We start from the raw sequence: 23796 nt of genomic DNA on the forward strand, positions 1-23796 counted from the left end.
GTAAGCAAGAATGATTGAAGCGGATCGACTGATAGCGAACGATTACCCCACTTCGCGTGAAGAAGACATTATTGATCGCGCTATCCGGCCTAAGATGTTGTCTGACTACCGCGGACAGGATCATGTCCGTGAGCAGATGGAAATCTTCATCAAAGCAGCCAAACTGCGAAGCGAAGCGTTGGATCACCTGCTGATCTTTGGTCCTCCGGGACTGGGGAAAACCACGTTGGCCAACATTGTGGCCAACGAGATGGGAGTGAGCATTCGCACCACATCCGGTCCGGTGCTGGAAAAAGCCGGTGATCTGGCGGCATTGCTAACTAACCTCGAAGAAAACGATGTCCTGTTTATCGATGAGATCCACCGTCTCAGCCCACAGGTGGAAGAGGTGCTGTATCCGGCGATGGAAGATTACCAGCTGGACATCATGATCGGGGAAGGGCCGGCAGCGCGCTCAATCAAAATCGACTTGCCGCCGTTTACCCTGATTGGAGCGACGACAAGGGCTGGATCACTGACATCACCGCTGCGGGATCGCTTCGGTATCACACAGCGTCTGGAATACTATAAAGTGGATGATTTGTGTGGGATTGTTGAGCGCAGTGCGAAATGTCTCGGGTTGTCGATGGACTCTACCGGAGCAATGGAAGTGGCGATGCGATCCCGTGGCACACCGCGTATTGCTAACCGCCTGCTGCGCCGGGTACGCGATTTTGCCGAAGTGAAAGGAAATGGTCATATCTGCCCGGATATTGCCACTAAAGCACTGGATATGTTGGATGTTGACAGCAGTGGCTTCGATTACATGGATCGCAAATTGCTGATGGCGATTATTGATAAATTCATGGGCGGGCCGGTAGGGCTGGATAACCTGGCGGCGGCGATCGGCGAAGAAAAGGACACAATCGAAGATGTTCTTGAGCCCTATCTGATTCAGCAGGGATATTTGCAGCGTACGCCGCGTGGCCGGATTGCCACTCACCGGGCCTATCTGCACTTCGGGTTGGACTTACCGGAGTCGTAACTACCGATAAAAGTAAGCAAGTTGTAAAAACAGCAATAAAAAACGAGGCACAGGTGCCTCGTTTTTTTATATCCGTTTTTTGAGAAAACACAAAATAACGGATAAATCAGTTCGCTTATTTACATCTTATTGACAAATCAAAGGATATTTTTGATGTTGCTTCCGTCCCGGGATGAGATCAAAAACAAGCGAACGGCTACATTGTGAGCATTATTTTACTGATGCTTTGTACATTTCGGCAAAGCTTGGTTGATACAGTGCAATAATTTTTTCAAACATACGAGCCATATCCACTTCCTCATTCATACTCTGTTACAGATGGGGAAACAGCATACAACCCGCCAAAAAGATGACTTTTATCGTCCGGGCGGTTCATTCTGTTTCTGGCGCTGATTATAGAGATTTATTGCCTTACCAAAAGCGATATAAATTATATTTTCGGATTAGTTTATCTAATTTCAAAATCTGTTGATTAGCCCAGTGAAGTGCTGATTTAACAGCCTTTGAGGCCAGTTGATTGTGCTGATAATAGGGGTGTCAAGATAGGAAGGACTCGATTTTCTAACAGGTTTTATCAGGACTTTTTTGCTTGGTAAACATGCTGGCAAGTGGGCGGAAACCAGACCGTCAGAACCGGCTAAACATCCGTTTTTAGCAGGCGTATTGCGGGTTTTAACAAATGTTCGGATGTTTGATCCAGGTCAATCAAATAGTGCTTGTGTAAAAAATGAACAGGCTTTTTTGATGCTCATCAAAGCAAATTGTGCGCTAAATCCATTGAGCGATTTGAATAATGTCAGTAATATTAGCAATGACTATATTAGCTGTAGCTTAACAACAAATTAACTAATTTGGCACAGTATCGCAACATTATCAGGGATGCCGCTTATCACGGATAAATGGCAGCCAGGAAGGTGACAAGATTGCGGTTAAGTTCGGCTACAAGTTGCTAAGCCCAATCATCGGTACACTGTGTCGTACTGTCGTCAGTCAGCCTGGCGGTTAAAGGAGTTCTCAATGTTCACTGATATCGTCGAACTATCGCGGTTACAGTTCGCATTAACTGCGATGTATCACTTTTTGTTCGTCCCGTTGACTCTGGGGATGGCGTTCCTACTAGCCATCATGGAGTCGGTTTATGTAATGACCGGAAAGCAAATCTACAAGGACATGACCAAGTTCTGGGGTAAGCTTTTCGCGATTAACTTTGCACTGGGTGTGGCTACCGGTCTCACCATGGAATTCCAGTTTGGTACAAACTGGGCGTACTACTCTCACTATGTTGGTGACATTTTCGGTGCCCCTCTGGCTATCGAAGCGCTGATTGCCTTCTTCCTGGAATCAACTCTGGTCGGCCTGTTCTTCTTTGGCTGGGACCGCCTGTCTAAACGTCAGCACCTTGCGGTGACCTGGCTGGTGGCGCTTGGCTCTAACTTCTCGGCCTTATGGATTCTGATCGCGAATGGCTGGATGCAAAACCCGGTGGGTGCAGAGTTCAACTTCGAAACCATGCGTATGGAAATGGTGAGCTTTGCCGAAGTAGTCTTCAACCCGGTTGCCCAGGTGAAATTCGTTCACACTGTTGCTTCCGGTTATGTTTGTGGCGCAATGTTCATCATGGGGATCAGTGCTTACTACATGCTGAAAGGCCGTGATATCCCGTTTGCCCGCCGTTCTTTCGCGATTGCAGCATCTTTCGGGATGGCCTCGATCCTGTCTGTGATCGTTCTGGGGGACGAGTCTGGCTATGAGCTGGGTGACGTTCAGAAAGCCAAACTGGCGGCTATTGAAGCTGAGTGGCACACCGAAGAAGCACCGGCTGCATTTACCCTGTTTGGTTTGCCAAATCAGGAAACCATGCACACCGATTACGCGATTAAGATCCCATACGTGATGGGGATTATCGCGACGCGTTCTTTCGATACCGAAGTGACCGGCCTGCGTGACCTGAAAGCGGAGCACGAAGTGCGTATCCGCAACGGTATGATCGCGTACGGTCTGCTGGAAAAACTGCGTGCTGGTGAGAAAACGCCGGAAAACATTGCGGCGTTCGACGCGGTGAAGAAAGATCTGGGTTACGGCCTGTTGGTGAAGCCTTATGCCGATAACGTTGTTGATGCAACAGAAGCCGATATTGCTCAAGCTGCTGATGACTCAATTCCAACGGTTTGGCCGCTGTTCTGGAGCTTCCGGATCATGGTCGCCTGTGGCTTCCTGATGCTGGGTATTTTTGCTGCGGCGTTCGTCCAGACCTGCCGTCACAAAATCACCGAGAAGCAATGGGTTCTCAAAGCTGCGCTGTACGGGATTCCACTGCCATGGATCGCGATCGAAGCCGGTTGGTTTGTTGCCGAGTACGGTCGTCAGCCATGGGCTGTGGGTGAGATCCTGCCGGTATCAATGGCGGCGTCTAACCTGGCTGCGTCTGACATTATCACTTCAATGCTGGCAATTATTGCACTGTACACAGTGTTCCTGATTGCTGAAATGTACCTGATGATCAAATTTGCTCGTCTGGGTCCTAGCAGCCTGAAAACTGGCCGCTATCACTTTGAAACAACCGATGCCCCACAGAACGTGGTTGCGCGTCAGGTTGAAGCTTAATCAGGGAGAGTGAAGCAATGTTTGAATATGAAGTATTGCGCTTTATCTGGTGGGTGCTGATCGGTGTGCTATGCATCGGTTTTGCAGTCACTGACGGTTTTGACATGGGTGTAGGTGTTCTGTCCAAATTTATTGGTAAGACAGACAACGAGCGCCGCGTCATGATTAACTCAATCGCCCCGCACTGGGACGGAAACCAGGTATGGCTGATCACCGCGGGTGGTGCTCTGTTTGCTGCCTGGCCGCTGGTATACGCAACGGCGTTTTCTGGCTTCTACCTAGCGATGCTGGTAACACTGGCTGCGCTGTGGCTGCGTCCGCTTGGCTTCGATTACCGTTCGAAAATCGAAAATCCAAAATGGCGTGGCATGTGGGATAACGCGATCTTTATCGGTAGCTTTGTACCGCCAGTGATCTTCGGTGTGGCTTTCGGTAACTTGCTGCAAGGTGTGCCGTTTGAACTGAGTTCACTGCTGATCCCAACCTACAAAGGTTCGTTCTTTGGTCTGCTGAACCCGTTCGCCTTGCTGTGTGGTGTGGTTAGCCTGCTGATGATCGTGACGCAAGGTGCGGCTTACCTGCAGATGAAGACAACGACTGAAATCCGTGAGCGCGCTCGTCGCGTTGCCATGATGACGTCGATTGCGACTGCGGTATGTTTTGCCATTGCCGGTTTCTGGGCTCAAAGCATCGAAGGCTACATCATCACGTCTGAAATCGTGACTAATGCGCCTTCTAACCCGCTGAACAAAGAAGTGATGCGTCAGACAGGTGCACTGTTTGCGAACTACGATGCTTATCCGCTGCTGTGGATTGCACCGGCTCTGGCTGTGTTCATGCCGCTGCTGACGATGCTGGCTTCTCGCCTGAACCGTGGCGCCATGGCGTTTATCAGCTCCAGCCTGACAATGGCTGGCGTGGTACTGACCTTTGGTTTTGCACTGTTCCCATTCATCATGCCTTCAAGCCTGGTGCCTGCGCACAGCCTGACTATGTGGGATTCGACGTCGTCTGAACTGACCCTGAAAATCATGACAGTGGTTGCGGCGGTTATGGTTCCGATTATTCTGGGCTACACCTCATGGTGTTACTACAAGATGTTCGGTCGTCTTGATACCCAGTTCATCGAAGACAACAAGAACTCACTGTACTAAGGAGATAAACTATGTGGTATTTCGCTTGGATTCTGGGTGTGCTGCTAGCTTGCTCATTCGGTATCATCAATGCTCTGTGGCTGGAAGCGACAGAAAACATGGATGCTCAGAACGGTGAGTAACCTGGGCGATGGGGTAAAGAGAATCCATCAGTGGGTAGACGTTGGTCTGCTCCGACTGCTGGGGCTGGTGATGTCACTGGCCTCGGCAGGGCTGGTGGTGTGGGATCCCACGCTCTTTGCCCAGGCGATTGGCGGGTTCGGGCCCGTCATATCGCCGGCCCTGATTTGGGCAACCTGCGCCGCGATGGTCTATGGCGTCGGGTTTGTACCAAAGAAATGGTTCTGGCAGGTATTTTTTACTCCTTACCTGTCACTACCAATTCTGGCTTACATTCTCTACCTGAGACTGTGGTAATTGCTTCAGACTGTTAGAAGCTGAAACAAATCGAGAACATTGAAACAGCCCTAAGCATTTGCTTTGGGCTGTTTTTTTATTGTGCTGTCAGGCTGATGGCCTGCTTCGGCGCATGAATATTTTTATCGTTGGCAGCCAAGGATTCGCGGGTGGGTGATTTCATTCTACTGGGTAAGTTAGGTATAGTAGGCGTCTCGGAATGTACCTGTATTTTCGGTAATAACCGGATAGAACATAAAACTGGAAGAATGATGACCGAAGAGAATGCCTTTGAATGGCCGATCCGGATTTATTACGAAGACACTGATGTCGGCGGCATTGTATACCATGCCAATTACCTCAAATTCTTCGAGCGTGCCCGCACGGAACTGTTTCGGAGTGCCGGTGTCAGTTTAAGCGATCAATTTGCCGAGAAGATCAGCTTTGTGGTTCGCCATATGGATATTGATTTTCTTAAAGGCGCTCAATTAGATGATGAACTGGTTGTCAGAACCTGGCCAAATTCGGTGCGAAAAGCGTCGATCGAATTCTGTCAGGTTTTAGTTAACAATAATGGCCAAACCTTGTGTAAAGCCTTGGTTCAGGTAGCCTGTGTCCACCCTGATACCTTGAAACCAATCAAGATCCCAGAAAATATTATGTCGGAGATTTTTTAAGTGACTGCTGAACTGTCGATTTTAGATCTTTTTCTACAGGCGAGCCTGTTGGTAAAGATCGTTATGTTGATTCTGCTGGGAATGTCAGTTGTCTCGTGGGCCTTGATCATCAAGCGCTCGCAGGTGTTGTCGCAAGCCAAAGCGAAAGCGGAACGATTTGAAGACCGCTTCTGGTCCGGGATCGACCTGTCGCAGCTGTATCAGGAAGTCGAGGCTCGTAAAGACAGCCTGACTGGCTCAGAGCAAATTTTCCACGCGGGATTTAAAGAGTTTGCCCGTCTGCACCGCAACAACGGTAAAGCGCCTGAATCGGTGATGGATGGTACCAGTCGTGCAATGCGCGTGGCGCTGTCCCGTGAAGTCGATGATCTGGAAACCAGCCTGCCATTCCTGGCAACGGTTGGTTCGATCACTCCATACATTGGTCTGTTTGGTACCGTTTGGGGCATCATGCACGCCTTTATTGCACTGGGTGCGGTGAAGCAAGCGACACTGGCAATGGTTGCGCCGGGCATCGCTGAAGCACTGGTCGCAACGGCGATGGGTCTGTTTGCGGCTATTCCGGCAGTTATGTTCTATAACAAACTGACAAACCAGGTTGCAAAACTGGAGCACGCTTACGCGACGTTTATGGAAGAATTTTCAAGTATTCTGCACCGTCAGGCATTTGCGGCTAACCAGGAGTAACTGGCATGGCCTATCAACCAAAAAAGCGTAAATTAACGGCAGAGATCAACGTCGTGCCGTATATCGACGTGATGTTGGTACTGCTGATCATCTTTATGGTAACAGCACCGTTCGTGACTCAAGGGGTTGATGTGGATCTGCCGGCAACGGCTTCGGCCAAAACTGCCGCAGAGCTGGGCGGAGCCGATAACGATCGCCCGCCAATCATTGTCGAAGTCGGCAGGGAAGGGGAGCTGGGCCTGAGTGTCGACAACCAGGACATGATGCGTGGCCTGGCCATGGATGAACTGCTGACCCGAGTACGGGCCGAACTGCAACTGAACCCGAAATCATCTGTGCTGGTAGGCGGTGATGCACGCGCCCAATATGCTTACATCATCGAAACCCTGGATGCGTTGAATCAGGCGGGTGTCGGCTCGGTCGGTTTGATGACAGAACCACTTGAAGACTAGCGGGCGGACAAGGATGAAAAAGAATGACTACACCGTTGCCGTCATTGTTTCGTTACTTCTCCATGCTTTACTGGTCGTAGCCCTGCTTTGGGGCGCTGACTTTTCGTCAGACAAGCCCAAGCCTGCCGGCAGCACGATAAAAGCTGTCGTGGTGGATCCGGCGCTGGTGAATCAGCAGGCGCAACGGATCCGTCAGGAGCGCGCCGCGGCCAAACAAGCTGAACAGGATCGCCTGCGCCGCCTTGAGCAGCAAGCTGATGCGCTGGAAAAGCAGCGTCAGGAAGAAGAGCGACGTTTGCGTGAGCTGAAGGCCGACAAGCTGAAGGCAGAGAAAGCTGCTCGTGAGGCAGAAGAAGAGCGTAAGCGTGTAGCGGAAGAGCGCCAGCGTGTGGCGGAAGCCAAACGTAAAGCGGAAGACGAAAAACGCAAAGCAGATGAAGCGGCGAAAGTCGCGCGTGAGCAGGCAGCAAAAGCCGAAGCGGAACGTAAAGCGAAGCAGGAAGCTGCCCGCGTAGCGGAAGCAGAACGTCAGAAGCAGGTTGAAGAACAGCGTAAAGCTGAAGAAGCCAAGCGCAAGGCGGAAGCTGAAGCGAAGCGAGCTGAAGAAGAGCGTCAGGCTAAAGTAGCAGCGAAGAAGAAAGCTGAAGATGAGGCCCGTAAAGCAGAAGCGGCGCGCAAAGAAGCCGAGCGTAAAGCTGCTGAAGCCCGCGAGGCACAAAAGCAGCAGGAAGCTGCACTGAACGAGCTGTTTTCCGGCCTTGAAGCCGAAACTGAGCAACGTGGCGGTGCCCGTGGCCAGTTTGTTGCCGATGAAACGCAGCGCTACGGTGCCATCTACACGCAATTGATTCAGCAAAACCTGCTGGTGGAGCAAAGCTTCATCGGTCGTGAGTGTGTGATTCGTATGCGCCTGGCGGCAAACGGCCTGGTGCTGGATGCGTCAGAAGAAGGCGGCGACAGAAGTTTATGCCGTGCGGCAAAAGCCGCCGTGGTTAAAGTCAGCCAATTCCCGATGCCGGATGATCCGGCGATCGTTGAAAAGCTGCGTGGAATCAAACTGATTGTCAGCCCACAATGATGAAGGAGTGAGGATGAAACGTTGGTTAATGAGCTTGTGTGTTGCGCTGCTGAGTTTCAGCCAGCTGGCACAGGCAGAACTCGAGCTGGTCATCACTGAAGGGGTCGACTCTGCGCGCCCTATCGGTGTGGTGCCGTTTCAGTGGCAAGGTCCGGGCGAACTGCCTACGGACATGGCGGGCGTTGTTGCGTCTGATTTGCGTCGCAGCGGGAAATTCTCCCCGGTTGATGCGAGTAAAATGCCGCAGACTCCTTACAGTGACGAGCAGGTCGATTACAACGCCTGGACGTCAATGGGGGTGGATGCCCTGGTCACCGGTAACATCGTGTTGAACGCGGAAGGGAACTACGAAGTGACCTACCAGCTGATTGATGTGGTACGTGGCCAGCTGACGAGCGGCGACAGTCGCGGTCTGCAGGACGGCAAACTGGTACAGACGAAAGATCATGTTCTGTATGCCGGTCGTGCAGTGGTAGATGGCAAGCAGATGCGCAAATATTCGCACCGTATTGCCGACATCATTTACGAGAAGCTGACTGGGGAAAAAGGCGCGTTCCTGACCCGTATTGCTTACGTTGTTGTGGATGATAAGTCGAAATACCCTTATCAGCTGCGTGTGGCAGATTATGACGGTTACAACGAGCGCCTGGTACTGAAGTCCCAGCAGCCGCTGATGTCGCCATCCTGGTCTCCGGACGGCAGCAAGCTGGCCTACGTCAGCTTCGAGAATCAACAGTCAGAAATCTACATCATGGATATCTATAAGGGTACCCGTGAGAAAGTGGCGTCTTATCCACGTCATAACGGCAGTCCGCGTTTCTCGCCGGACGGCAATAAACTGGCCATGGTTCTGTCGAAAAGCGGCAGCCTGCAGATCTACGTAATGGACCTGCAAACCAAAGCCCTGACGCAAGTGACCAATGGTCGCGCCAACAATACTGAGGCATTTTGGGACCCGAAAGGTGACTCTTTGATCTTTACCTCCGACAGAGGTGGTAAACCACAGATTTATCGAGTAAATTTAGCGGACGGTTCGACCAAGCGCCTGACCTGGCAAGGCAGTCAGAATCTGGGTGGACAGTTAAGCCCGGATGGACGCTTCCTGGTCATGGTTAACCGTTCAGACAGTGGCTACAACATCGCCAAACAGGATTTGCAAACCGGTGCAGTACAAATCCTGACAAAGACATTTTTGGATGAATCACCAAGTATCGCGCCAAACGGCAGTATGGTGATTTACAGCTCGGTGAATAACAAATCCAACGAGCTGTCATTAGTGTCTATTGACGGGCGTTTTAAAGCACGACTACCTGCAACAAACGGACGAGTAAGGGCACCTTCTTGGGGGCCTTTTCTCTGAAGTCGCAGTAACAAACGATAACAAAGGAAAATAAAATGCAACTTAACAAAGTTTTGAAGGGCCTGGCAATTGCGCTGCCAATGTTCACTCTTGCGGCGTGTAGCTCTAGCGATAGCACTGACAGCTCTGCAGCTGAAACTAACGCTGGTACTTCAACTGAACAAACCACTGTTGCAACTCCAGTAGATTCTGAAGCTGCGGCACTGGCTGAGCAAGAGATGCGTAGCCAGCAACTGCGTCAGGAGCAAACTGTATACTTTAAGTTTGACAACGCAGAAATTCAGCCAGAGTACCAGGACATGCTGACTGCACACGCAGAATACCTGCGTGACAACACGGGCGTTAAAGTGATCGTTGAAGGTCACGCTGACGAACGTGGTACACCTGAGTACAACATCGCTCTGGGTGAGCGTCGTGCGAACGCTGTTGCTAAATACCTGCAGGCGCTGGGTGTTTCTGCTAGCCAAATCTCTATCGTAAGCTACGGTGAAGAGAAGCCGCTGGTACTGGGCCACACTGACGCAGATTACGCTAAGAACCGTCGTTCGGTTCTGGTTTACTAAGAAGCCATATAGGTTTTTATGATGAACAGTAACAAAATGCGAATGCTCGCATTAACGTTGCTGGTTGGTGCGGCGACCCAGGTGGTCGCCGCACCTGCTCCTGTCACCTCACTGGGTGGCAGTGCGCAGGGCGATAGCCTGGAACGTCTGGAAAGGATGATTGAGGCTCGCAACCAGATGCAGCTGGAGATGCAGCGGCAACTGGATCAGCTGGCAACCGAAATGGATGAGCTCCGAGGTATGGTTGAGCGAAACAGTTATGACCTGAGTCAGATGCTGGAACGCCAACGTGAATTGTATCGTGAAGTCGACGCGCTGAGTCGCCAGAAGCCACAAGCAGCGACTGAGGGTGACGGTAAGTCTGAAAAAGCCCCGAAGGAAGCTTATTCCGGCAATGTTAGCGAAAATGAGGCTTATGAAGCGGCGGTGAATCTGATCCTGAAGAAAAAGGATTATGATGGCGCGATTGCTGCCTTCCAGTCTTTCTTAACGACGTACCCGAATTCGGTGTACAAATCCAATGCCCATTACTGGCTGGGGCAGCTTTACTTCACCAAAAATCAGTTGCCGGATGCGGCGAAACAGTTCCTGGCTGTAGCCAGCGAGAAAGACTCCAACAAGCGTGCTGATGCCCTGTTGAAGCTCGGACTGATTGCGGAAAAAGCCAAGAAACCTGAACAGGCTAAAAAGTATTACCAAGAGGTGATCTCGACTTACCCGGATTCAACCAGTTCGCGTCAGGCAGAGAAAAATCTCAAGGCACTGAAATAGTGTGTTGACGCTAGTCTGTTGAAAAAAGGCCGGTTTTTACCGGTCTTTTTTGTACCATGATATTTGAACGTTTGCGGTGTATAATGCGCGGATTAATACAAGGACAGCAATAGAGCAAGCGAGCGATGAACCTGACATTCGATCCTTCTGAAATGGTCTATCCGTTTCCGCCTAAGCCGACCCCGCTAACTGTTGATGAGCAGGACGCTTATAAGGCCAAGATCAAAGCACTGCTGAAAGAAAAAGATGCCGTGCTGGTTGCCCACTATTATACCGATCCTGAAATTCAGGCCCTGGCAGAAGAAACCGGTGGCTTCGTCGGGGATTCGCTGGAAATGGCCAAATTTGGTAATCAGCATCCGGCCAAAACCCTGGTTGTCTGCGGCGTGCGTTTTATGGGCGAGTCAGCGAAAATTCTGACTCCGGAAAAAACGGTGCTGATGCCGACCCTGGAAGCGGAATGTTCACTGGATCTTGGCTGTCCGGCTGATAAATTTGCCGAATTTTGTGATGCCCACCCAGACCACACCGTGGTGGTGTATGCCAATACCTCTGCTGCCGTTAAGGCACGGGCTGATTGGGTCGTAACATCCAGTATCGCGCTCGAGATTGTTGAGCATCTGGATAGCGAAGGCAAACCGATTATCTGGGGGCCGGACCGCCACCTAGGATCGTATATCCAGAAGCAGACAGGGGCTGAGATGTTGCTGTGGCAAGGGGAGTGCGTGGTACACGATGAGTTCTCGGCCAAAGCACTGCAGGATATGAAGCATCTACACCCGGATGCAGCAATTTTGGTGCATCCGGAATCACCCGCCAGTGTCGTTGCCCTTGCGGATGCAGTTGGCTCAACCAGTCAGTTGATTAAAGCCGCTAAGACTTTGCCGCACAAGAAACTGATCGTGGCAACGGACAAAGGCATCTTCTTTAAAATGCAGCAAATGGTGCCAGAGAAAGAATTGATCGAAGCGCCGACTGCCGGTGCCGGTGCGACCTGTCGCAGCTGTGCCCATTGCCCGTGGATGGCAATGAATGGCCTGAAAGCCATTGAAACGGGTCTGCGTGAAGGCGGTGCTCAGCACGAAATCTTTGTGGATGAGGCGCTGCGTGAGAAATCTCTGATCCCGCTAAACCGGATGCTGGACTTTGCCGCTGAGTTACAGCTCAAAGTGAAAGGGAATGCCTAAGCCCTAAGCGCAGGTATTAGTCAGTAGCGCAAGGTATTTATTGCCGCGTTGCGTACAGAGACTTGTCTAAACAACGGCCAGCAAATTGCTGGCCGTTGTTGTTTGTGGCGCTTGTTTCTGTGTAAGTCTGGTTCGCTGTTCATGCGATAAATTTGCGCCGGTAACGACTGTTCCAGAGATAAACGCGCTGGTGGTTGTGGGATTATTCCGCGTCGTTATCTACCAGGTCCTGCGCTCGCAGCGTCAGGCCACACAGCATGGTTGGGACCGACTGGAAGATTTCTTCGAACTGCGCTAGGTTGTCCGCGCCTTCTTGCGCCAATGCTTCCATGGCACTTTCTGGATCGTAAAGCAGGCTGAAGCATAGCAATACGCCACCAAGCAGGGCATTGTTTTCGCTTTCTTGCGGCATCACGGTTTCCCAGTCGTCACGAGCGAGCTGCCAGCCTTGAAGCAGACCCTCTGCAAACTCACGGGTGTCTGGGGTGACCAGCTCTTTGTCATCCAACGCACAGCCTTCAGGCCATTGCCAGGTGCCGGTCAGCAAGGCTTCACGGGACGCATTCCACAGATCAACAATCGCGTTGGCATAGGCTTCCAGCTCTTCATGGCTGGCAAACGGAGACGTTTCTTCGCCGCCCCACATAAAAGCCAGCCACTCAGACGGATCGATGAGGTAGGGCGCAGCAGCCATTGCCGTGACAAAACCACGAGTCTGAGCTTCGGACAGTAATTGTTGTGCCAGCTGTGGCTCGGCCAGCAGCGTTTGCAGAGATGAAGACATAATACTCTCTCAGTCATTCGGTTGATGTGGAAAGCCATCTCTGGCCCCGGTTCAGATGGCCAGTATTGTAACAGGCTCACAATCTCAGTGGCACTATTGAACGGGGATTACGGCTTTCTGTTGTAAAATTAATCAGTTGAAAGAAAGGTCAGACTTTTTTGTTGACCTCTATAAGCATAGCCACTATAGTAGCGACCCTGTTGAGGCGTTAAGCCACGACAGAAAAATGTGGTGAGGTGTCCGAGTGGCTGAAGGAGCACGCCTGGAAAGTGTGTATACGGCAACGTATCGAGGGTTCGAATCCCTCCTTCACCGCCATCATTTAGAGAAAGCCCGCTGGTTGACAGCGGGCTTTTTCGTATCTGCGTTATTTTCCAATTCTGATTGCGGCACTCACCGTGCGCTGTGTTTACAGCACCATCTCTCGCGTTTCATTCTCTCGTGTACGTATGCGCCTCGTTATTGCCCCTGTTACTCATGTGCTGCACTCGTTACGTAATTTTCACATCAGTAATAAGACCGTTGTCGTGCCTTTTTCCTATATCACTCGGTATTAAGCCATTGTGATGACCCTTAAGCCGAAGGACATTTGAATAGAGGGCATTTAATCAGAGAGGCCCCAAAAGAGAATCTTCCGTGAGAATGGGCTTCGAAAAAAGCCGCTGAAAAGAAGAACCTCAGAAAGAAAAGACTTCTGAAAAGAATCGCTCCTGGCCTCCCTCTGACTTTACTCCTTTCGAACGGTAATAAACCGTAAGAAATACAGCCAGTTTTTATTGCATCAGTACAATTTTTCCAGATGTGCGGCTATCAATATCACGATTAAAAAACCTCATGTTTTGATGCTTTGGTGTGAAATGGTTTGAAAGGTTGATTTAAATCATTGTTTACCATCGCTATCAAGGCCGTCTGTTAACAGTTGTCTGGAGTAAATCACTGGATAGTGACCGTGTGAAGTCTTGAAATCAAATTTACCCTCCTATTTAACTGTAATTTATGGAGTATTTATTGGTATCTGAGTTGGTGGCGACATGGTAAATCTTTTTTGTGTTAATGGTTGGTTAATGTGCTTAGGGTGACTCTAAGTTCTATAAATGACAGCTTACGTTGCAATTCTGGCGCTGTGTTAGCATGGTTTGTTGTCAGTTTTGGCGGTCTTAATGACGTAGTTTTGGGTTGCAGCACGTCTGTGGTGCGTGGGTAGCAAAACATGCCAAAGTGAAGCCTCAAATCAGTGGTAAACTTACCAATGTTTGAAATATTTGGTGAGTAATTCCACATAAAAACTGATTTAATAATCACATCAACTGGTCACTAATCATTAACATGGTTAATTGGTCTGCTTTGAATCTATTCTGTGGATGTTTTTACTGTGTGATGAGGTTTCGAGATGTCTGGAAAAGCCCCGTTTAATGTCAGAAGTGCTGTAGCGGATACTTTCGCGATGGTCATATTTTGTTTTATTACAGGTATGGTGATTGAGGTCTTTGTTTCGGGCATGTCGTTTCAGCAGTCATTGGCATCTCGAACCTTGGCGATTCCGGTCAATATTGCAATAGCTTGGCCGTATGGGGTATTTCGTGACATGGTGATCCGGCAGGGAACACGTTTATCAGGTTCTGGCTGGATGAAAGGAGTCTCTGATATGGCAGCTTATGTGCTGTTTCAGTCTCCGGTCTATGCCTGTATCTTGTGGGTGGTCGGTGCGGATATGGATCAGATTGCCACAGCCGTCGCCAGTAATGCGTTTGTTTCTGGTCCGTTAGGTCTGGTTTATGGCCAGTTTCTCGAAAAGTGCCGTCGTTTGTTCCGGGTTCCCGGTTATTACCAGCAGGCCTGAGTCCTGTTCCTGTTTGTAGAAACGTAATTAATCTAAGCGTAAGCAACAGCACCATACGCAACAGTGTCCGGATACGCCTGAACAGCTGAACATGAAAACGCCCCCGAGGTTAACCTTCGGGGGCGTTTGTTTTTCGTGGTTGCACCAGAGTCAGCTCGCTGACTCTGTTTTTGAGTTGCGGTTTGAACGGTGTTTTAAAGCCGCACCCTTATACCGGCTGCGTTGTGCGTTTAGCCCGGTGTTTCATCTGAATTTCCAGCTGCGGATTAGCAATCTGGATGCCATTCGCATTGAATTTATTCTTGATCCGATTGTGCAGGTCATGCGTCAGGCGTAAACGGTGCGCGGTCTCTGCAGCATAGGCTCGCACTTCAAAGTTCTGGCTGTCGGCGGTCAGAGTCAGGAAGAACACCTCCGGCGCCGGGTTATCCAGAACCAGTTCGCATTCATCCGTGGCTTCAAACAACAGTTTCGTCACCAGATCGGTATTGGCGGCATAATTTACGCTGATCGACAATGTAACCCTCGTAATTGGGTCAGATAGCGACCAGTTTACGAATTGCTCGGTCACAAAGGCTTTGTTTGGCACGATCACTTCTTTGCGATCGAAATCGACAATGGTCGTTGCACGGGTCTGGATTTTGGCGATCACCCCGGTCAGGTTGCGGATAGTGACGGTATCCCCGATCCGGATAGGTTTTTCAAACAGGATAATCAGACCTGATATAAAGTTGGCAAAAATTTCCTGCAAGCCAAAGCCCAAACCAACACCAAGTGCGGCAATGAGCCATTGCATTTTCGACCAGTCGAAACCAATCAGACCGGAGCCGACGATGATCCCCATAAAAATGGCGACGTAGCGGGTCAGTGACGTGATGGCATAACCGGTACCCGGCGACAGCTCCAGATGCTGCAGGATCAGTAGCTCCATGGCACCGGGAAGGTCTCGTGCCAGGATGGCGGTGAGCCAGAACGCCAGAATGGCGAGCAGAACGTGCTTCAGCGAAATGGAGCTGAGTTCGTCAATGCCGTCAATATTGCTGGAAACATCCCACAGTGTGACATCTCCCAGGTACGAAATCGCCTGAATAAAGTCAGACCAGACATTTGACAGCACTGCCAGATAAATCAGCAGCAGCAGCGAACGCAACAGACGCAGAGACTGGGCGCTGATTTTATCGAGGTCGACTTCCGGCTCTTCAACATCAATCTGCATTTCACTGCTGGCGTGATGGTGGTGGTGCTCGTCCTTGTCTTCCTCCACCTCTGCCATACGCTGAGCAATGATTTCTTTTCGCTTCGCTTTGGCACGTTCAAAAGCGAGGCGGCGTTTCTGGATCAGCATCAAGCGTTTGATCAGATAGTAGATCAGCAGCGTCACGACGCCGATAACCGCTGACAGCTCCAGCTTTTGCATGACTGACTGTGAAGACGACAGATAACCATTCAGGGTCGAGTAGTTCAGACCCTGCGGGATCAGAATGAGTACCCACCAGAACAGGTGATGCCCAATATGCGGCTTACCTTCAGGCAAATCGCCATAGGTCATCGGTATTTTTTCGCGGTACATCTTCCACAGGAAGTAACTGACGGCGATATTGCTGACCACGAACGCCAGTCGTCCAAGCGTGGCATTGACATCAATGTCACTGTAGAGCTGGGTAAAATTCTGGATCACCATTAGCGGCAGGTAGATCCACAAAAGTTGCTGATAATGGCGGAAACAGCGGTGTACCCGCTCTGTTTCCCAGTCAAAATGCGAAATCAGCAGGCCGTTTTCTCGTACCAGCTCCCGTATAAAGCAGTACACGACCAGCGCCAGCGGCACAGTGAGTGCCTGCCCGATATGGTGTACAAACGGGTATTGCCAGGCTTCGGTAAACATCAGGCCAACCAGGCCGACCGTCAGGGGAATTGGCCAGGCGAAACAAAAGGACAAAAACACGTTGCCGTAGCTGTAACGGAATTTATCCTGGGTCACTTTGCCGATTTTTTTGCTGGTGTCGGCAAGGTGGCGTTTCCAGCGCTTACGGGTCCAGCTCAGGCCACCAATAAGCACCGCAATCACGGTCAGGGCAATAAACATCGGCAGTTTGTCGACCGATGCCGGGAACTTTAGGAAGCCCATCCACTGATAAGGGGAGAAAAACCACTTCAGCTTGTCCCAGGTTGAAACAATCAGGTTCAGGCTTAATGGATTGGTGTCCGGCGCCCAGAACAGCTGCTTGGTTGCCTGCGCCTTTAGTTCATTGAGGTTGTTGTTCAGGCGTTCATACGAGACTTTGAGCGTGGCCTGCTGGTAAATCAGGGCATCCGTGTTGTCGATCAGCTTATCCAGCAGCAGCTGGTTCGACTCAAACAGCGCGCGTTCCTGAAGTTTCTGCTCTTCCGTCAGCTCTCCTGAGCCCGGCAGCGTGCTGGGATCGGCAATCGTATCCCGCAGTTGTTGGTATTCGTATTTTTTGATCTGGTTCTGGGCGATTTCCTTATCCAGATCATCAATAGGCGGGTTGACCGGCAAACGGTTGATCTGGGTGCGCAGGTTTTCACTGAACGCCGGGCTCAGTTTCAGCCATTCAGACATGTTTTGCAGATCGGTGGCGGTTTTCTCAACCTTGCTGATCTGCTTTTCCGTTTGTTCAATGCGTTGCTGAATCTGTTCGCTCTGATTTGAGATGTCAGTCAGTGCTGCCAGAAACCGTTTATTGCTGGCGTTCAGCTGGCGCAGAATTTCGGGCTGATCAGTATCGAAATCTGAAATCGTCTGATCGACGTCTTCGGCACTGTCGCTGTTGGCATCAATACGCAGCAAGCGAGAAATTTCACGCTGCAGGTTATTGCGGTACGCCTGGCGCGCATCAATTTCAAGATTCAGCAGCTGGATCTGTTGTTTGACCAGAGTACGACGGTTACCGGCACTGAGTTGTTCGGCTTCCAGCATCGTCAGTTGACTGACGTAGTACTGATGAGTGATCTGATGCAGCAACTGCTGCTGAGAAGTACCCGCTTGCTCTTCCAGTTGCTGCAGTGCCTGTTCTTCCTGTTTGATCTGCTCGCGCAGCTTGGCTGAACGGCTTGAGAACTCGTCGATGCCTTTCTCTATGTCCAATTGCTCAGACTTGCGGCTGTTGCGGCTTTGCTCTAGCTGCTTGAGTTTGGCATCTTGCTGACGAACGGCTTCTCTGAGTCCGTCCTGATCCAGCTTGCTGTAATCGGGAAACTCAGTCAGCGCAAATTTGTTGATTTGCTGATCCAACTGGGTAGAGCGCTCCGGGAAGGTCTCTACCAGTTTGCGGTATTGTTCGGTTTGCTGCTCAAACTCGAGGGTTTTCTCCAGCTGTCCCTGCGCGCTCATCAAAGTATCGAGCACTTTCAGGTTTTCCGGGGTATTGGCCTGGGCCTGAATTGCCTCAATACGTTTATTGAGTTGCTTCTCCCGTTCGTTGTATTGATCGCTGGCAGCGATACTGAATGCGGAAACGGTGATCAGCAATATGAACACGAATAGCCTGTTGAACATAGGACTCCGATAAAATAGGTCACTCACGAGTTAAGAGCCTTAGTCTATCAGAGCTGACAGGGGAGGGAAGCTTCGGGTTAAACCTGTGTTAATTGCTGGTGATTGAGGCAGTTTGATCTATTCGTCACCACTTAGGCCTTTTAGAGAGAAAACCCCTTGACCCCTCTGCCGTTAGCCATTAAATTAGCCGCCGTTGAGACGCACAGTGTCACAGCAAACAATTTGGTGAGGTGTCCGAGTGGCTGAAGGAGCACGCCTGGAAAGTGTGTATACGGCAACGTATCGAGGGTTCGAATCCCTCCCTCACCGCCATATTTCGGAGAGATGGCTGAGTGGTTGAAAGCACCGGTCTTGAAAACCGGCATACGTTAATAGCGTATCTAGGGTTCAAATCCCTATCTCTCCGCCACATTCTAAGCCCCAGCAGAAATGCTGGGGCTTTTTCGTATCTCCATCAGGCAGATAAGCCAAAATCGTCCGCTCTCAGACTGAATGCTTTTCTTAATCAGCAAATCTCAAAAAATGCCACTGGGTTCCGCTTAGCAAGTGCTGTGGTAAACAAGTGTTGCTGTAATCAATAATTGCGGTAAACAAAAAGCAGAGCCAGATAGTAATAATTATATTTATATGCTTCGAATAACTTGTGTTTTATGACGTAAAGTGCAGATAAAAGTCGTCATGTCTTCTTATGAATTCAGAGCTTTCATCTTAATGGTGAGGTGTTTACGGAGAGAATGAGCAATGTGTGACAATTATAGATCTTTCTGAATTTGTCTGTTATTTAATTGTATGACCTGTAATAAATGTGAGTCATAGAATACAAATTTTTTAATTATAAATAAATCCATATATTATATTTGTGATTTTTAAATTATGGCTATCAACCATCACTCTACGTTTTCCATTCATAACGGCTTATTACTTTTAAATATGTCATCTAAAATATATGCACTGTCATTATTCGTGAGCAGGCGGAAAGATGTTGATGTATTTAAAAAGTTTGCCATGGTCAGTAATAATAACTGGCGTTGCTGTAACCATTTATATTCTGTTGTTTTTCTCCTGGTTTTATCAAAAGAAAACCATACATCGCCTGAAGTATCGCGCAAGGGCGAATCAGCGTTTTCATATAGCGACTTCCGTTGCTGGCCTGGGAGTGTGGGAATGGGATATTAAGCAGGATGTGTTGGTCTGGAATCCCTATTTATATCAGCTCTATGGTATGGGTAAAAAAGAGACGCTGACGGTGGATGAATGGAAAACAAAGTTAAAACAAAGTGATGCATTCTGTATTGAACAGCTTCGTGAAATGGCAGGCAATGCCCAACAAAAGGTGATTAGACTGACAATACCAGAGTATGGCAATCGAAAGCCGAAAATTATTGAGCTGCTCGCTTGTGGGGTGCCGGGAGAACCACAGCGTCTGATCGGCACTCAACGGGATATCTCAGAAGCCATTTCTATTCAGCAGGCAATGAAGCAAGCGGCCTTTGAAGATAAACTGACCGGGCTGTGTAACTCTCGTGCTTTGACCCAGCGTCTGCAGATAACGCTGGCGGAACCGCCGAAAAACCTGTCTTTTGGCCTGATGTTCATTGATTTAGATGGCTTTAAGCAGATCAACGATACCCTGGGTCATGATGCCGGCGATGAGTTGCTGCAATGCGCGGCTAAGCGGATGCGTAGCTGTATGCGACTTGAGGATGAGGTGTTTCGGCTAGGTGGCGATGAGTTTGTGATTTGGATTCAGCTGGAAGGCGAGCGGGGCTTGCAGGCAGAAGCGTATAAAGCCCGGCTTGATCTTATTGCTGCCAAATTGAAACAAACGCTGACCCAAGCTTTTGTCTTAAATGGGAAAACATGCTTTATTTCAGCCAGTATTGGTATTGCCTGTTATCCCATGGATGCGTGTAATGAGCAGGCTCTGTTGAAATATGCTGATATAGCGATGTACCGCGCAAAACAAACCGGTAAAAACCAATTTATTTATTATTCCGATATACATAGGGAAAGTGCAAATTCTTACACAGAAAGTGCGGTTAATACAGCCTGACAAAAAAATCCAACTTTCTAGTAAATTCTTTTAGACAAATTTGATACTTGTTCTAATATTTAATAAAACAATTAAATTCTCAATAATGAACTTGACAAATTGAGAAGCATAGACGTGTAAAACATCAGAGGTTATATCATGAAAGTAGTATCTTCGTGCTGGGCTTTTTGTGCCCGAGTTATATCCCGCCTTGCCCGTGATGAGAAAGGGGCTTCTGCCATTGAATATGTCCTGATTGCAGCTGTGGTGGTGGCTGCCGTTAGTTTAATCTCCGGAAATATTGAAAATGCTGTAAGCGCTGCAGGAGATAAACTTGAGCAGCAAGTTAGTGCTGCCAGTAGCACCATAGGATCATAATTACATGTAATAATATGGTTTTTATTTTCACATTTATATTATTGCTGTGTTCTTTATTAGACATCCAACAAAGAATAGTAAGTAACAAGCTATCCTTTTTACTTGTTTTAAATTCTATTTCTATGGTTGTTCAAAATAAAGGACTAATAGTTGGAAGTGAATGGTCATTCTGGTCACTGGTATTTGTCATTATATTAACGTTGCCCGGTTTTATTTTCGGCGTATTTGGTGGTGCTGACGTAAAAATTTTATTATCTGTGGCGATAATCAGTCCGCTTGCGTTAATGCTCAATATTTTATTGGTGTCGTTTGGCTGTTTTGCACTTTATTGGTTGTTGTTTATTCGTGATCGGCAACAGCACGGACCATTCATTCCGTGTTTGCTGGTGGGAGTCGGGCTGTCGGTATGGTTGTATTAAAGGCGGTTAAACCTATCAGCCAGTCAGTCGCTCGCCATCATCAGCAAGGGGCCGCGGCACTGGAAACCATTTTTCTGATGCCTGCCATCTTGCTGATGCTTTATACCATTGCGCACTACAGCCTGATTTTTGTTGCGATGCAGATGTTTACTTATACGGCAGAAGAGGCACTGAGGGAGAGTATCCGGTTTGTCGATGAGTCCTGCTATTACGGTGGCGGTTGCGACTCGCAAGCCCTGCAAGATGAAGTCAAAAGTAATGCGCAGGCAATTATTGGTGGGATGACACCCGGTGGAAAACTGTTTGGTCAGAGCCTGACGCAGGTCTGGACATCGGCAGAGACCAGTCAAAGTGGTAAAGCGTTTGAGATTTTGGTCGCAGATGTCGGGGAGGGTGAATGCTGTCAGGTTGTGATCCGTTATGAGTATGCCCGTTTTCCTTTCCTGCCGGCGATTTTTCACTTGCCGGTCCCTGACCAACTGACCGGATCGGCCAGATTGCAGTTATAACGAGGAAAAGCAAGGCGAACAGGAAAAGCAATGTCAGCCCGGTTTGTATCGGTGACAGGGGGCAGTCAGGAGAAAATTATGCAGGGACGTTCGTTAAAAATCGCGGCTGCAGTTTTATTGGGGCTGGCGGCGATGGTGGGGGCTTACGGGGTACATCTCAGTCAGTCTGCCGGGGTGCCGATGCCAGTGACAGTTGTTGCTCCACCGGTCAATGTCATTGAATATGCCGTTGATCTGCCCGCCGGGACCCTCATTCGGTCGGAAATGCTGCGCAGCGTCGAGGTAACGAATGCGCGCAAAGAAGATAGTCGTGATGGCTCTGACTATCTCGGACGTCGCCTGTCGCAGGCGGTAATGGCCGGAACACGGCTTCACGGCAATCAGTTTGCGGTATCCCGACCGGTTCTGGATACGCTGGAAGCCGGTTATCGTGCCTATGCTATTTCGGCCAATGCGCTGACAGTGGTGGGAGGACATCTGCAGCGTGGTGATGTTGTTGATGTGCTTTTTCTGCTGCGAGCCAACAAAGAATCCGGACAAAACAGCACGGCACGTCGATTGCTCAGTCAGGTAAAAGTGCTGGGGGTTGGTGGCGACTCTGAGAATCAGACAACGGGATCGGCTCAGGGAAAAGCCCAAGGTCATAAACAAACGGGTATCGCCAATACGATCATTCTCGCCGTACCCGAACAAGCTACACCTGAGCTGCTACTGGCTGAGAATACCGGGCAGCTCAGGCTGGCTTTAGTGGGAACAAATGAACATCAACCCGTGGTATCTATCAATAACCATGATGCCACCGTGCGATTGTCCACCAAGCAAAATTCTACCGATCAGGCTGGCACTGATCTCACTCTTACACTCACTCCCCAAATGTCTGCTCAGCCGGTGTTCCAGACTCTTGCACTGCAAGAGCCAGCCATCGAGTCACGGCCATTCACGATTGCAGCGCAGGGTATGCCCGCTTCACCTCTTGTGTCAGGGAATGACTCCAGTCATGTTGTCGCTCTGAAAACCCTGGGGGAGTACAAGGAAGTCGATATCGTGCAGGAAAAGCCAGCCCCGGTGAAATACCGTTATGTCACGCCCAGCGTAGAGATTTATCAGGGGGAATCTCGCACGCTGGTCCGGACTCGTCACTGACATTGGTTCGACAATGAATTGGAGTCTGGGATGAACATTTTCGTAATTTTGCTGCTGGCGCTATGGGGCTGGCCGTTGCTGGCCGCTTATCAGACGGTGGATTCGCCGAGAAGCGAACCCGCGAGGGGTATTGAACTGGCGACCGGGCAGCAACAGTCGCTGACCACATCTACTCGCATTGTCAGAGCGGCGATTGGCGATCCGGATATTGCTGGTCTGAAAGTATTGAGCAGTAAAGAGCTGATGCTCACCGGTAAGCAGGCTGGCTCCACCACGTTGCTGGTCTGGCAGCGCGGTACTGAAGAGCCGGTCAGGCATCGGATTCAGGTGACGCCCTATGGTGTGGCGACCGCCAATGTTCAGGTACAGACTGACATAAAAGTGGTTGAAATCAGCCGAAATGCACTGAAAGAAGCTGGATTTTTCTTTGGCAAGCAGGGCAATACTTTCTTCGGGATTGGTAACAGCGGCGCTCTGTCTGGTGGGGGCTTTGACGGCAATTTAATCAGTGGAAATAACTTTCTGCCGGGCTCTGATTCTTTCAATCTGGTTGTTGGCAATATATCGCAAGGGCTTCTGGGTACGATCAGCGCACTGAGTCGCAATGGCTTTGCCTACACCCTGGCGGAGCCCAGTCTGGTGACCATGTCGGGCCATACCGCGACGTTTTTAGCTGGGGGGGAATTCCCCTATCCCGTCAACGGGGGAGACGGGGACATTACTATTGAGTTTAAAGAGTTCGGGGTCAGGTTGAATTTAACGCCGACAGTACTGGCTGACGAGCGCATCATGCTCAAGGTTGCACCAGAGGTCAGTGAGCTGAATTATGCGCAGGGTATCAGTTCTGCCGGCGTGATGGTGCCGGCTTTATCGGTGCGTCGTACTGACACTACCGTGCAATTAGGAAACGGTGAGAGCTTTGTGATCAGCGGGCTGGTCAGCCGCAATACCATCAAAAATGCCGATCGTTTTCCGGGATTGGGCGATGTGCCGATTCTGGGGGCTTTCTTCCGATCAACCCGTTTCGACAGCAGTGATAAAGAAATCATGATGGTGGTGACGCCGCATCTTATCAAACCTTTTGCCCGAAATACGCCATTGCCACCACTGCCGGGTGAAATGTATCGCCAGTTTGAGCCTGACTTTTTTGATCTGATCTTTCTCGATGCCGAGCCGCATCCGCTGCCGGCCAACATGGGTTTTTCCCGGGAGGAGTAA

General features: G+C 49.8%; 23 protein-coding genes and 3 tRNA genes. 24 read left to right on the forward strand and 2 right to left on the reverse strand.

The genetic code is table 11. The features are described 5' to 3' along the window. Positions 1-10 precede the first annotated feature (10 nt). The 14 genes from ruvB (at position 11) to nadA (ending at position 11953) form a co-directional block, all read left to right on the forward strand. Positions 11-1024 (forward strand): Holliday junction branch migration DNA helicase RuvB, encoded by a 1014-nt coding sequence (gene ruvB / locus FH974_RS05075; RefSeq protein WP_047883279.1) that lies wholly within the window; start codon positions 11-13, stop codon positions 1022-1024. 585 nt (positions 1025-1609) lie between these two features. Beyond that, positions 1610-1870, forward strand: a complete 261-nt coding sequence (locus FH974_RS05080; protein ID WP_146149688.1) for a hypothetical protein — start codon at positions 1610-1612, stop codon at positions 1868-1870. Between the two features lie 171 nt (positions 1871-2041). Further along, positions 2042-3628: a cytochrome ubiquinol oxidase subunit I gene (gene cydA, locus FH974_RS05085; RefSeq protein ID WP_047883280.1), complete on the forward strand. Its 1587-nt coding sequence runs from the start codon at positions 2042-2044 to the stop codon at positions 3626-3628. 17 nt (positions 3629-3645) lie between these two features. After that, positions 3646-4782 (forward strand): cytochrome d ubiquinol oxidase subunit II, encoded by a 1137-nt coding sequence (cydB, locus tag FH974_RS05090; RefSeq protein WP_047883281.1) that lies wholly within the window; start codon positions 3646-3648, stop codon positions 4780-4782. 11 nt (positions 4783-4793) lie between these two features. Continuing rightward, positions 4794-4904: a cytochrome bd-I oxidase subunit CydX gene (gene cydX / locus FH974_RS05095; RefSeq protein WP_047883282.1), complete on the forward strand. Its 111-nt coding sequence runs from the start codon at positions 4794-4796 to the stop codon at positions 4902-4904. Continuing rightward, positions 4897-5199: a cyd operon protein YbgE gene (gene ybgE, locus FH974_RS05100; protein WP_047883283.1), complete on the forward strand. Its 303-nt coding sequence runs from the start codon at positions 4897-4899 to the stop codon at positions 5197-5199. Before cydX ends, ybgE begins: the two co-directional genes overlap by 8 nt. A 248-nt stretch (positions 5200-5447) precedes the next feature. Continuing rightward, positions 5448-5855, forward strand: coding sequence for a tol-pal system-associated acyl-CoA thioesterase (gene ybgC, locus FH974_RS05105; RefSeq protein ID WP_373689506.1), 408 nt, complete (start codon positions 5448-5450; stop codon positions 5853-5855). After that, positions 5856-6542 carry a protein TolQ gene (gene tolQ, locus FH974_RS05110; RefSeq protein ID WP_047883285.1) on the forward strand — a complete coding sequence of 229 codons (687 nt, stop codon included), beginning with the start codon at positions 5856-5858 and terminating at the stop codon, positions 6540-6542. It begins immediately after the preceding gene. 5 nt (positions 6543-6547) lie between these two features. Then, positions 6548-6994, forward strand: a complete 447-nt coding sequence (gene tolR, locus FH974_RS05115) for a protein TolR (protein WP_047883286.1) — start codon at positions 6548-6550, stop codon at positions 6992-6994. A gap of 13 nt (positions 6995-7007) precedes the next feature. Then, positions 7008-8072 carry a cell envelope integrity protein TolA gene (gene tolA / locus FH974_RS05120; protein ID WP_047883287.1) on the forward strand — a complete coding sequence of 355 codons (1065 nt, stop codon included), beginning with the start codon at positions 7008-7010 and terminating at the stop codon, positions 8070-8072. Positions 8073-8085: 13 nt separating this feature from the next. Then, positions 8086-9432 (forward strand): Tol-Pal system beta propeller repeat protein TolB, encoded by a 1347-nt coding sequence (gene tolB, locus FH974_RS05125; protein ID WP_047883288.1) that lies wholly within the window; start codon positions 8086-8088, stop codon positions 9430-9432. Between the two features lie 35 nt (positions 9433-9467). After that, a complete protein-coding gene (pal, locus tag FH974_RS05130) occupies positions 9468-9995 on the forward strand; it encodes a peptidoglycan-associated lipoprotein Pal (protein WP_047883289.1) in 528 nt (175 codons plus the stop codon). 21 nt (positions 9996-10016) lie between these two features. Further along, a complete protein-coding gene (gene ybgF, locus FH974_RS05135; protein WP_047883290.1) occupies positions 10017-10766 on the forward strand; it encodes a tol-pal system protein YbgF in 750 nt (249 codons plus the stop codon). A gap of 125 nt (positions 10767-10891) precedes the next feature. After that, on the forward strand, positions 10892-11953 hold the full coding sequence (gene nadA / locus FH974_RS05140; RefSeq protein ID WP_047883291.1) for a quinolinate synthase NadA: 1062 nt from the start codon (positions 10892-10894) through the stop codon (positions 11951-11953). A gap of 202 nt (positions 11954-12155) precedes the next feature. On the opposite strand, the gene FH974_RS05145 is transcribed toward nadA, so the two are convergent. Next, a complete protein-coding gene (locus tag FH974_RS05145) occupies positions 12156-12737 on the reverse strand; it encodes a UPF0149 family protein (protein ID WP_047883292.1) in 582 nt (193 codons plus the stop codon). A gap of 230 nt (positions 12738-12967) precedes the next feature. Between FH974_RS05145 and FH974_RS05150 the strand changes: the two genes are divergently transcribed. Next, a tRNA-Ser gene (locus FH974_RS05150) sits at positions 12968-13055 on the forward strand. Positions 13056-14127: 1072 nt separating this feature from the next. Continuing rightward, positions 14128-14577 carry an L-alanine exporter AlaE gene (locus FH974_RS05155; RefSeq protein ID WP_047883293.1) on the forward strand — a complete coding sequence of 150 codons (450 nt, stop codon included), beginning with the start codon at positions 14128-14130 and terminating at the stop codon, positions 14575-14577. 208 nt (positions 14578-14785) lie between these two features. Here FH974_RS05155 and mscM read toward each other — a convergent pair whose 3' ends face one another. After that, a complete protein-coding gene (mscM, locus tag FH974_RS05160) occupies positions 14786-18097 on the reverse strand; it encodes a miniconductance mechanosensitive channel MscM (RefSeq protein WP_047883294.1) in 3312 nt (1103 codons plus the stop codon). Positions 18098-18321: 224 nt separating this feature from the next. On the opposite strand from mscM, the gene FH974_RS05165 reads away from it, so the two are divergent. From FH974_RS05165 to FH974_RS05200, 8 genes are all read left to right on the forward strand, one after another. After that, positions 18322-18409, forward strand: a tRNA-Ser gene (locus tag FH974_RS05165). Positions 18410-18415: 6 nt separating this feature from the next. Continuing rightward, positions 18416-18506: transfer RNA gene (locus tag FH974_RS05170), tRNA-Ser, on the forward strand. A 570-nt stretch (positions 18507-19076) separates the two neighbouring features. Next, on the forward strand, positions 19077-20150 hold the full coding sequence (locus tag FH974_RS05175; protein WP_047883295.1) for a sensor domain-containing diguanylate cyclase: 1074 nt from the start codon (positions 19077-19079) through the stop codon (positions 20148-20150). Positions 20151-20288: 138 nt separating this feature from the next. Then, on the forward strand, positions 20289-20507 hold the full coding sequence (locus tag FH974_RS05180) for a Flp family type IVb pilin (protein ID WP_107193856.1): 219 nt from the start codon (positions 20289-20291) through the stop codon (positions 20505-20507). Positions 20508-20521: 14 nt separating this feature from the next. Further along, positions 20522-20926: a prepilin peptidase gene (locus tag FH974_RS05185; protein WP_047883296.1), complete on the forward strand. Its 405-nt coding sequence runs from the start codon at positions 20522-20524 to the stop codon at positions 20924-20926. After that, positions 20914-21435 carry a TadE/TadG family type IV pilus assembly protein gene (locus FH974_RS05190; RefSeq protein WP_053061693.1) on the forward strand — a complete coding sequence of 174 codons (522 nt, stop codon included), beginning with the start codon at positions 20914-20916 and terminating at the stop codon, positions 21433-21435. The genes FH974_RS05185 and FH974_RS05190 overlap by 13 nt, the downstream gene beginning before the upstream one ends. 30 nt (positions 21436-21465) lie before the next feature. Next, positions 21466-22578 (forward strand): Flp pilus assembly protein CpaB, encoded by a 1113-nt coding sequence (cpaB, locus tag FH974_RS05195; RefSeq protein ID WP_047883297.1) that lies wholly within the window; start codon positions 21466-21468, stop codon positions 22576-22578. Between the two features lie 30 nt (positions 22579-22608). Then, positions 22609-23796 (forward strand): type II and III secretion system protein family protein, encoded by a 1188-nt coding sequence (locus FH974_RS05200; RefSeq protein WP_047883298.1) that lies wholly within the window; start codon positions 22609-22611, stop codon positions 23794-23796.

This window comes from Photobacterium ganghwense, from assembly GCF_017329545.1.
Lineage (GTDB): Bacteria > Pseudomonadota > Gammaproteobacteria > Enterobacterales > Vibrionaceae > Photobacterium > Photobacterium ganghwense.

Excerpts from the sequence above, each read along its gene's own strand:
- FH974_RS05200 (WP_047883298.1), top strand. The coding sequence starts at position 22,609 with ATGAACATTTTCGTAATTTTGCTGCTGGCGCTATGGGGCTGGCCGTTG.
- mscM (WP_047883294.1), bottom strand. The coding sequence starts at position 18,097 with ATGTTCAACAGGCTATTCGTGTTCATATTGCTGATCACCGTTTCCGCA.
- cydB (WP_047883281.1), top strand. The coding sequence starts at position 3,646 with ATGTTTGAATATGAAGTATTGCGCTTTATCTGGTGGGTGCTGATCGGT.
- FH974_RS05175 (WP_047883295.1), top strand. The coding sequence starts at position 19,077 with ATGTTGATGTATTTAAAAAGTTTGCCATGGTCAGTAATAATAACTGGC.
- ybgF (WP_047883290.1), top strand. The coding sequence starts at position 10,017 with ATGAACAGTAACAAAATGCGAATGCTCGCATTAACGTTGCTGGTTGGT.
- tolB (WP_047883288.1), top strand. The coding sequence starts at position 8,086 with ATGAAACGTTGGTTAATGAGCTTGTGTGTTGCGCTGCTGAGTTTCAGC.
- FH974_RS05145 (WP_047883292.1), bottom strand. The coding sequence starts at position 12,737 with ATGTCTTCATCTCTGCAAACGCTGCTGGCCGAGCCACAGCTGGCACAA.
- pal (WP_047883289.1), top strand. The coding sequence starts at position 9,468 with ATGCAACTTAACAAAGTTTTGAAGGGCCTGGCAATTGCGCTGCCAATG.
- ruvB (WP_047883279.1), top strand. The coding sequence starts at position 11 with ATGATTGAAGCGGATCGACTGATAGCGAACGATTACCCCACTTCGCGT.
- FH974_RS05155 (WP_047883293.1), top strand. The coding sequence starts at position 14,128 with ATGTCTGGAAAAGCCCCGTTTAATGTCAGAAGTGCTGTAGCGGATACT.
- cpaB (WP_047883297.1), top strand. The coding sequence starts at position 21,466 with ATGTCAGCCCGGTTTGTATCGGTGACAGGGGGCAGTCAGGAGAAAATT.
- FH974_RS05185 (WP_047883296.1), top strand. The coding sequence starts at position 20,522 with ATGGTTTTTATTTTCACATTTATATTATTGCTGTGTTCTTTATTAGAC.
- cydA (WP_047883280.1), top strand. The coding sequence starts at position 2,042 with ATGTTCACTGATATCGTCGAACTATCGCGGTTACAGTTCGCATTAACT.
- tolA (WP_047883287.1), top strand. The coding sequence starts at position 7,008 with ATGAAAAAGAATGACTACACCGTTGCCGTCATTGTTTCGTTACTTCTC.
- FH974_RS05180 (WP_107193856.1), top strand. The coding sequence starts at position 20,289 with ATGAAAGTAGTATCTTCGTGCTGGGCTTTTTGTGCCCGAGTTATATCC.
- ybgC (WP_373689506.1), top strand. The coding sequence starts at position 5,448 with ATGATGACCGAAGAGAATGCCTTTGAATGGCCGATCCGGATTTATTAC.
- tolR (WP_047883286.1), top strand. The coding sequence starts at position 6,548 with ATGGCCTATCAACCAAAAAAGCGTAAATTAACGGCAGAGATCAACGTC.
- nadA (WP_047883291.1), top strand. The coding sequence starts at position 10,892 with ATGAACCTGACATTCGATCCTTCTGAAATGGTCTATCCGTTTCCGCCT.
- cydX (WP_047883282.1), top strand. The coding sequence starts at position 4,794 with ATGTGGTATTTCGCTTGGATTCTGGGTGTGCTGCTAGCTTGCTCATTC.
- FH974_RS05190 (WP_053061693.1), top strand. The coding sequence starts at position 20,914 with ATGGTTGTATTAAAGGCGGTTAAACCTATCAGCCAGTCAGTCGCTCGC.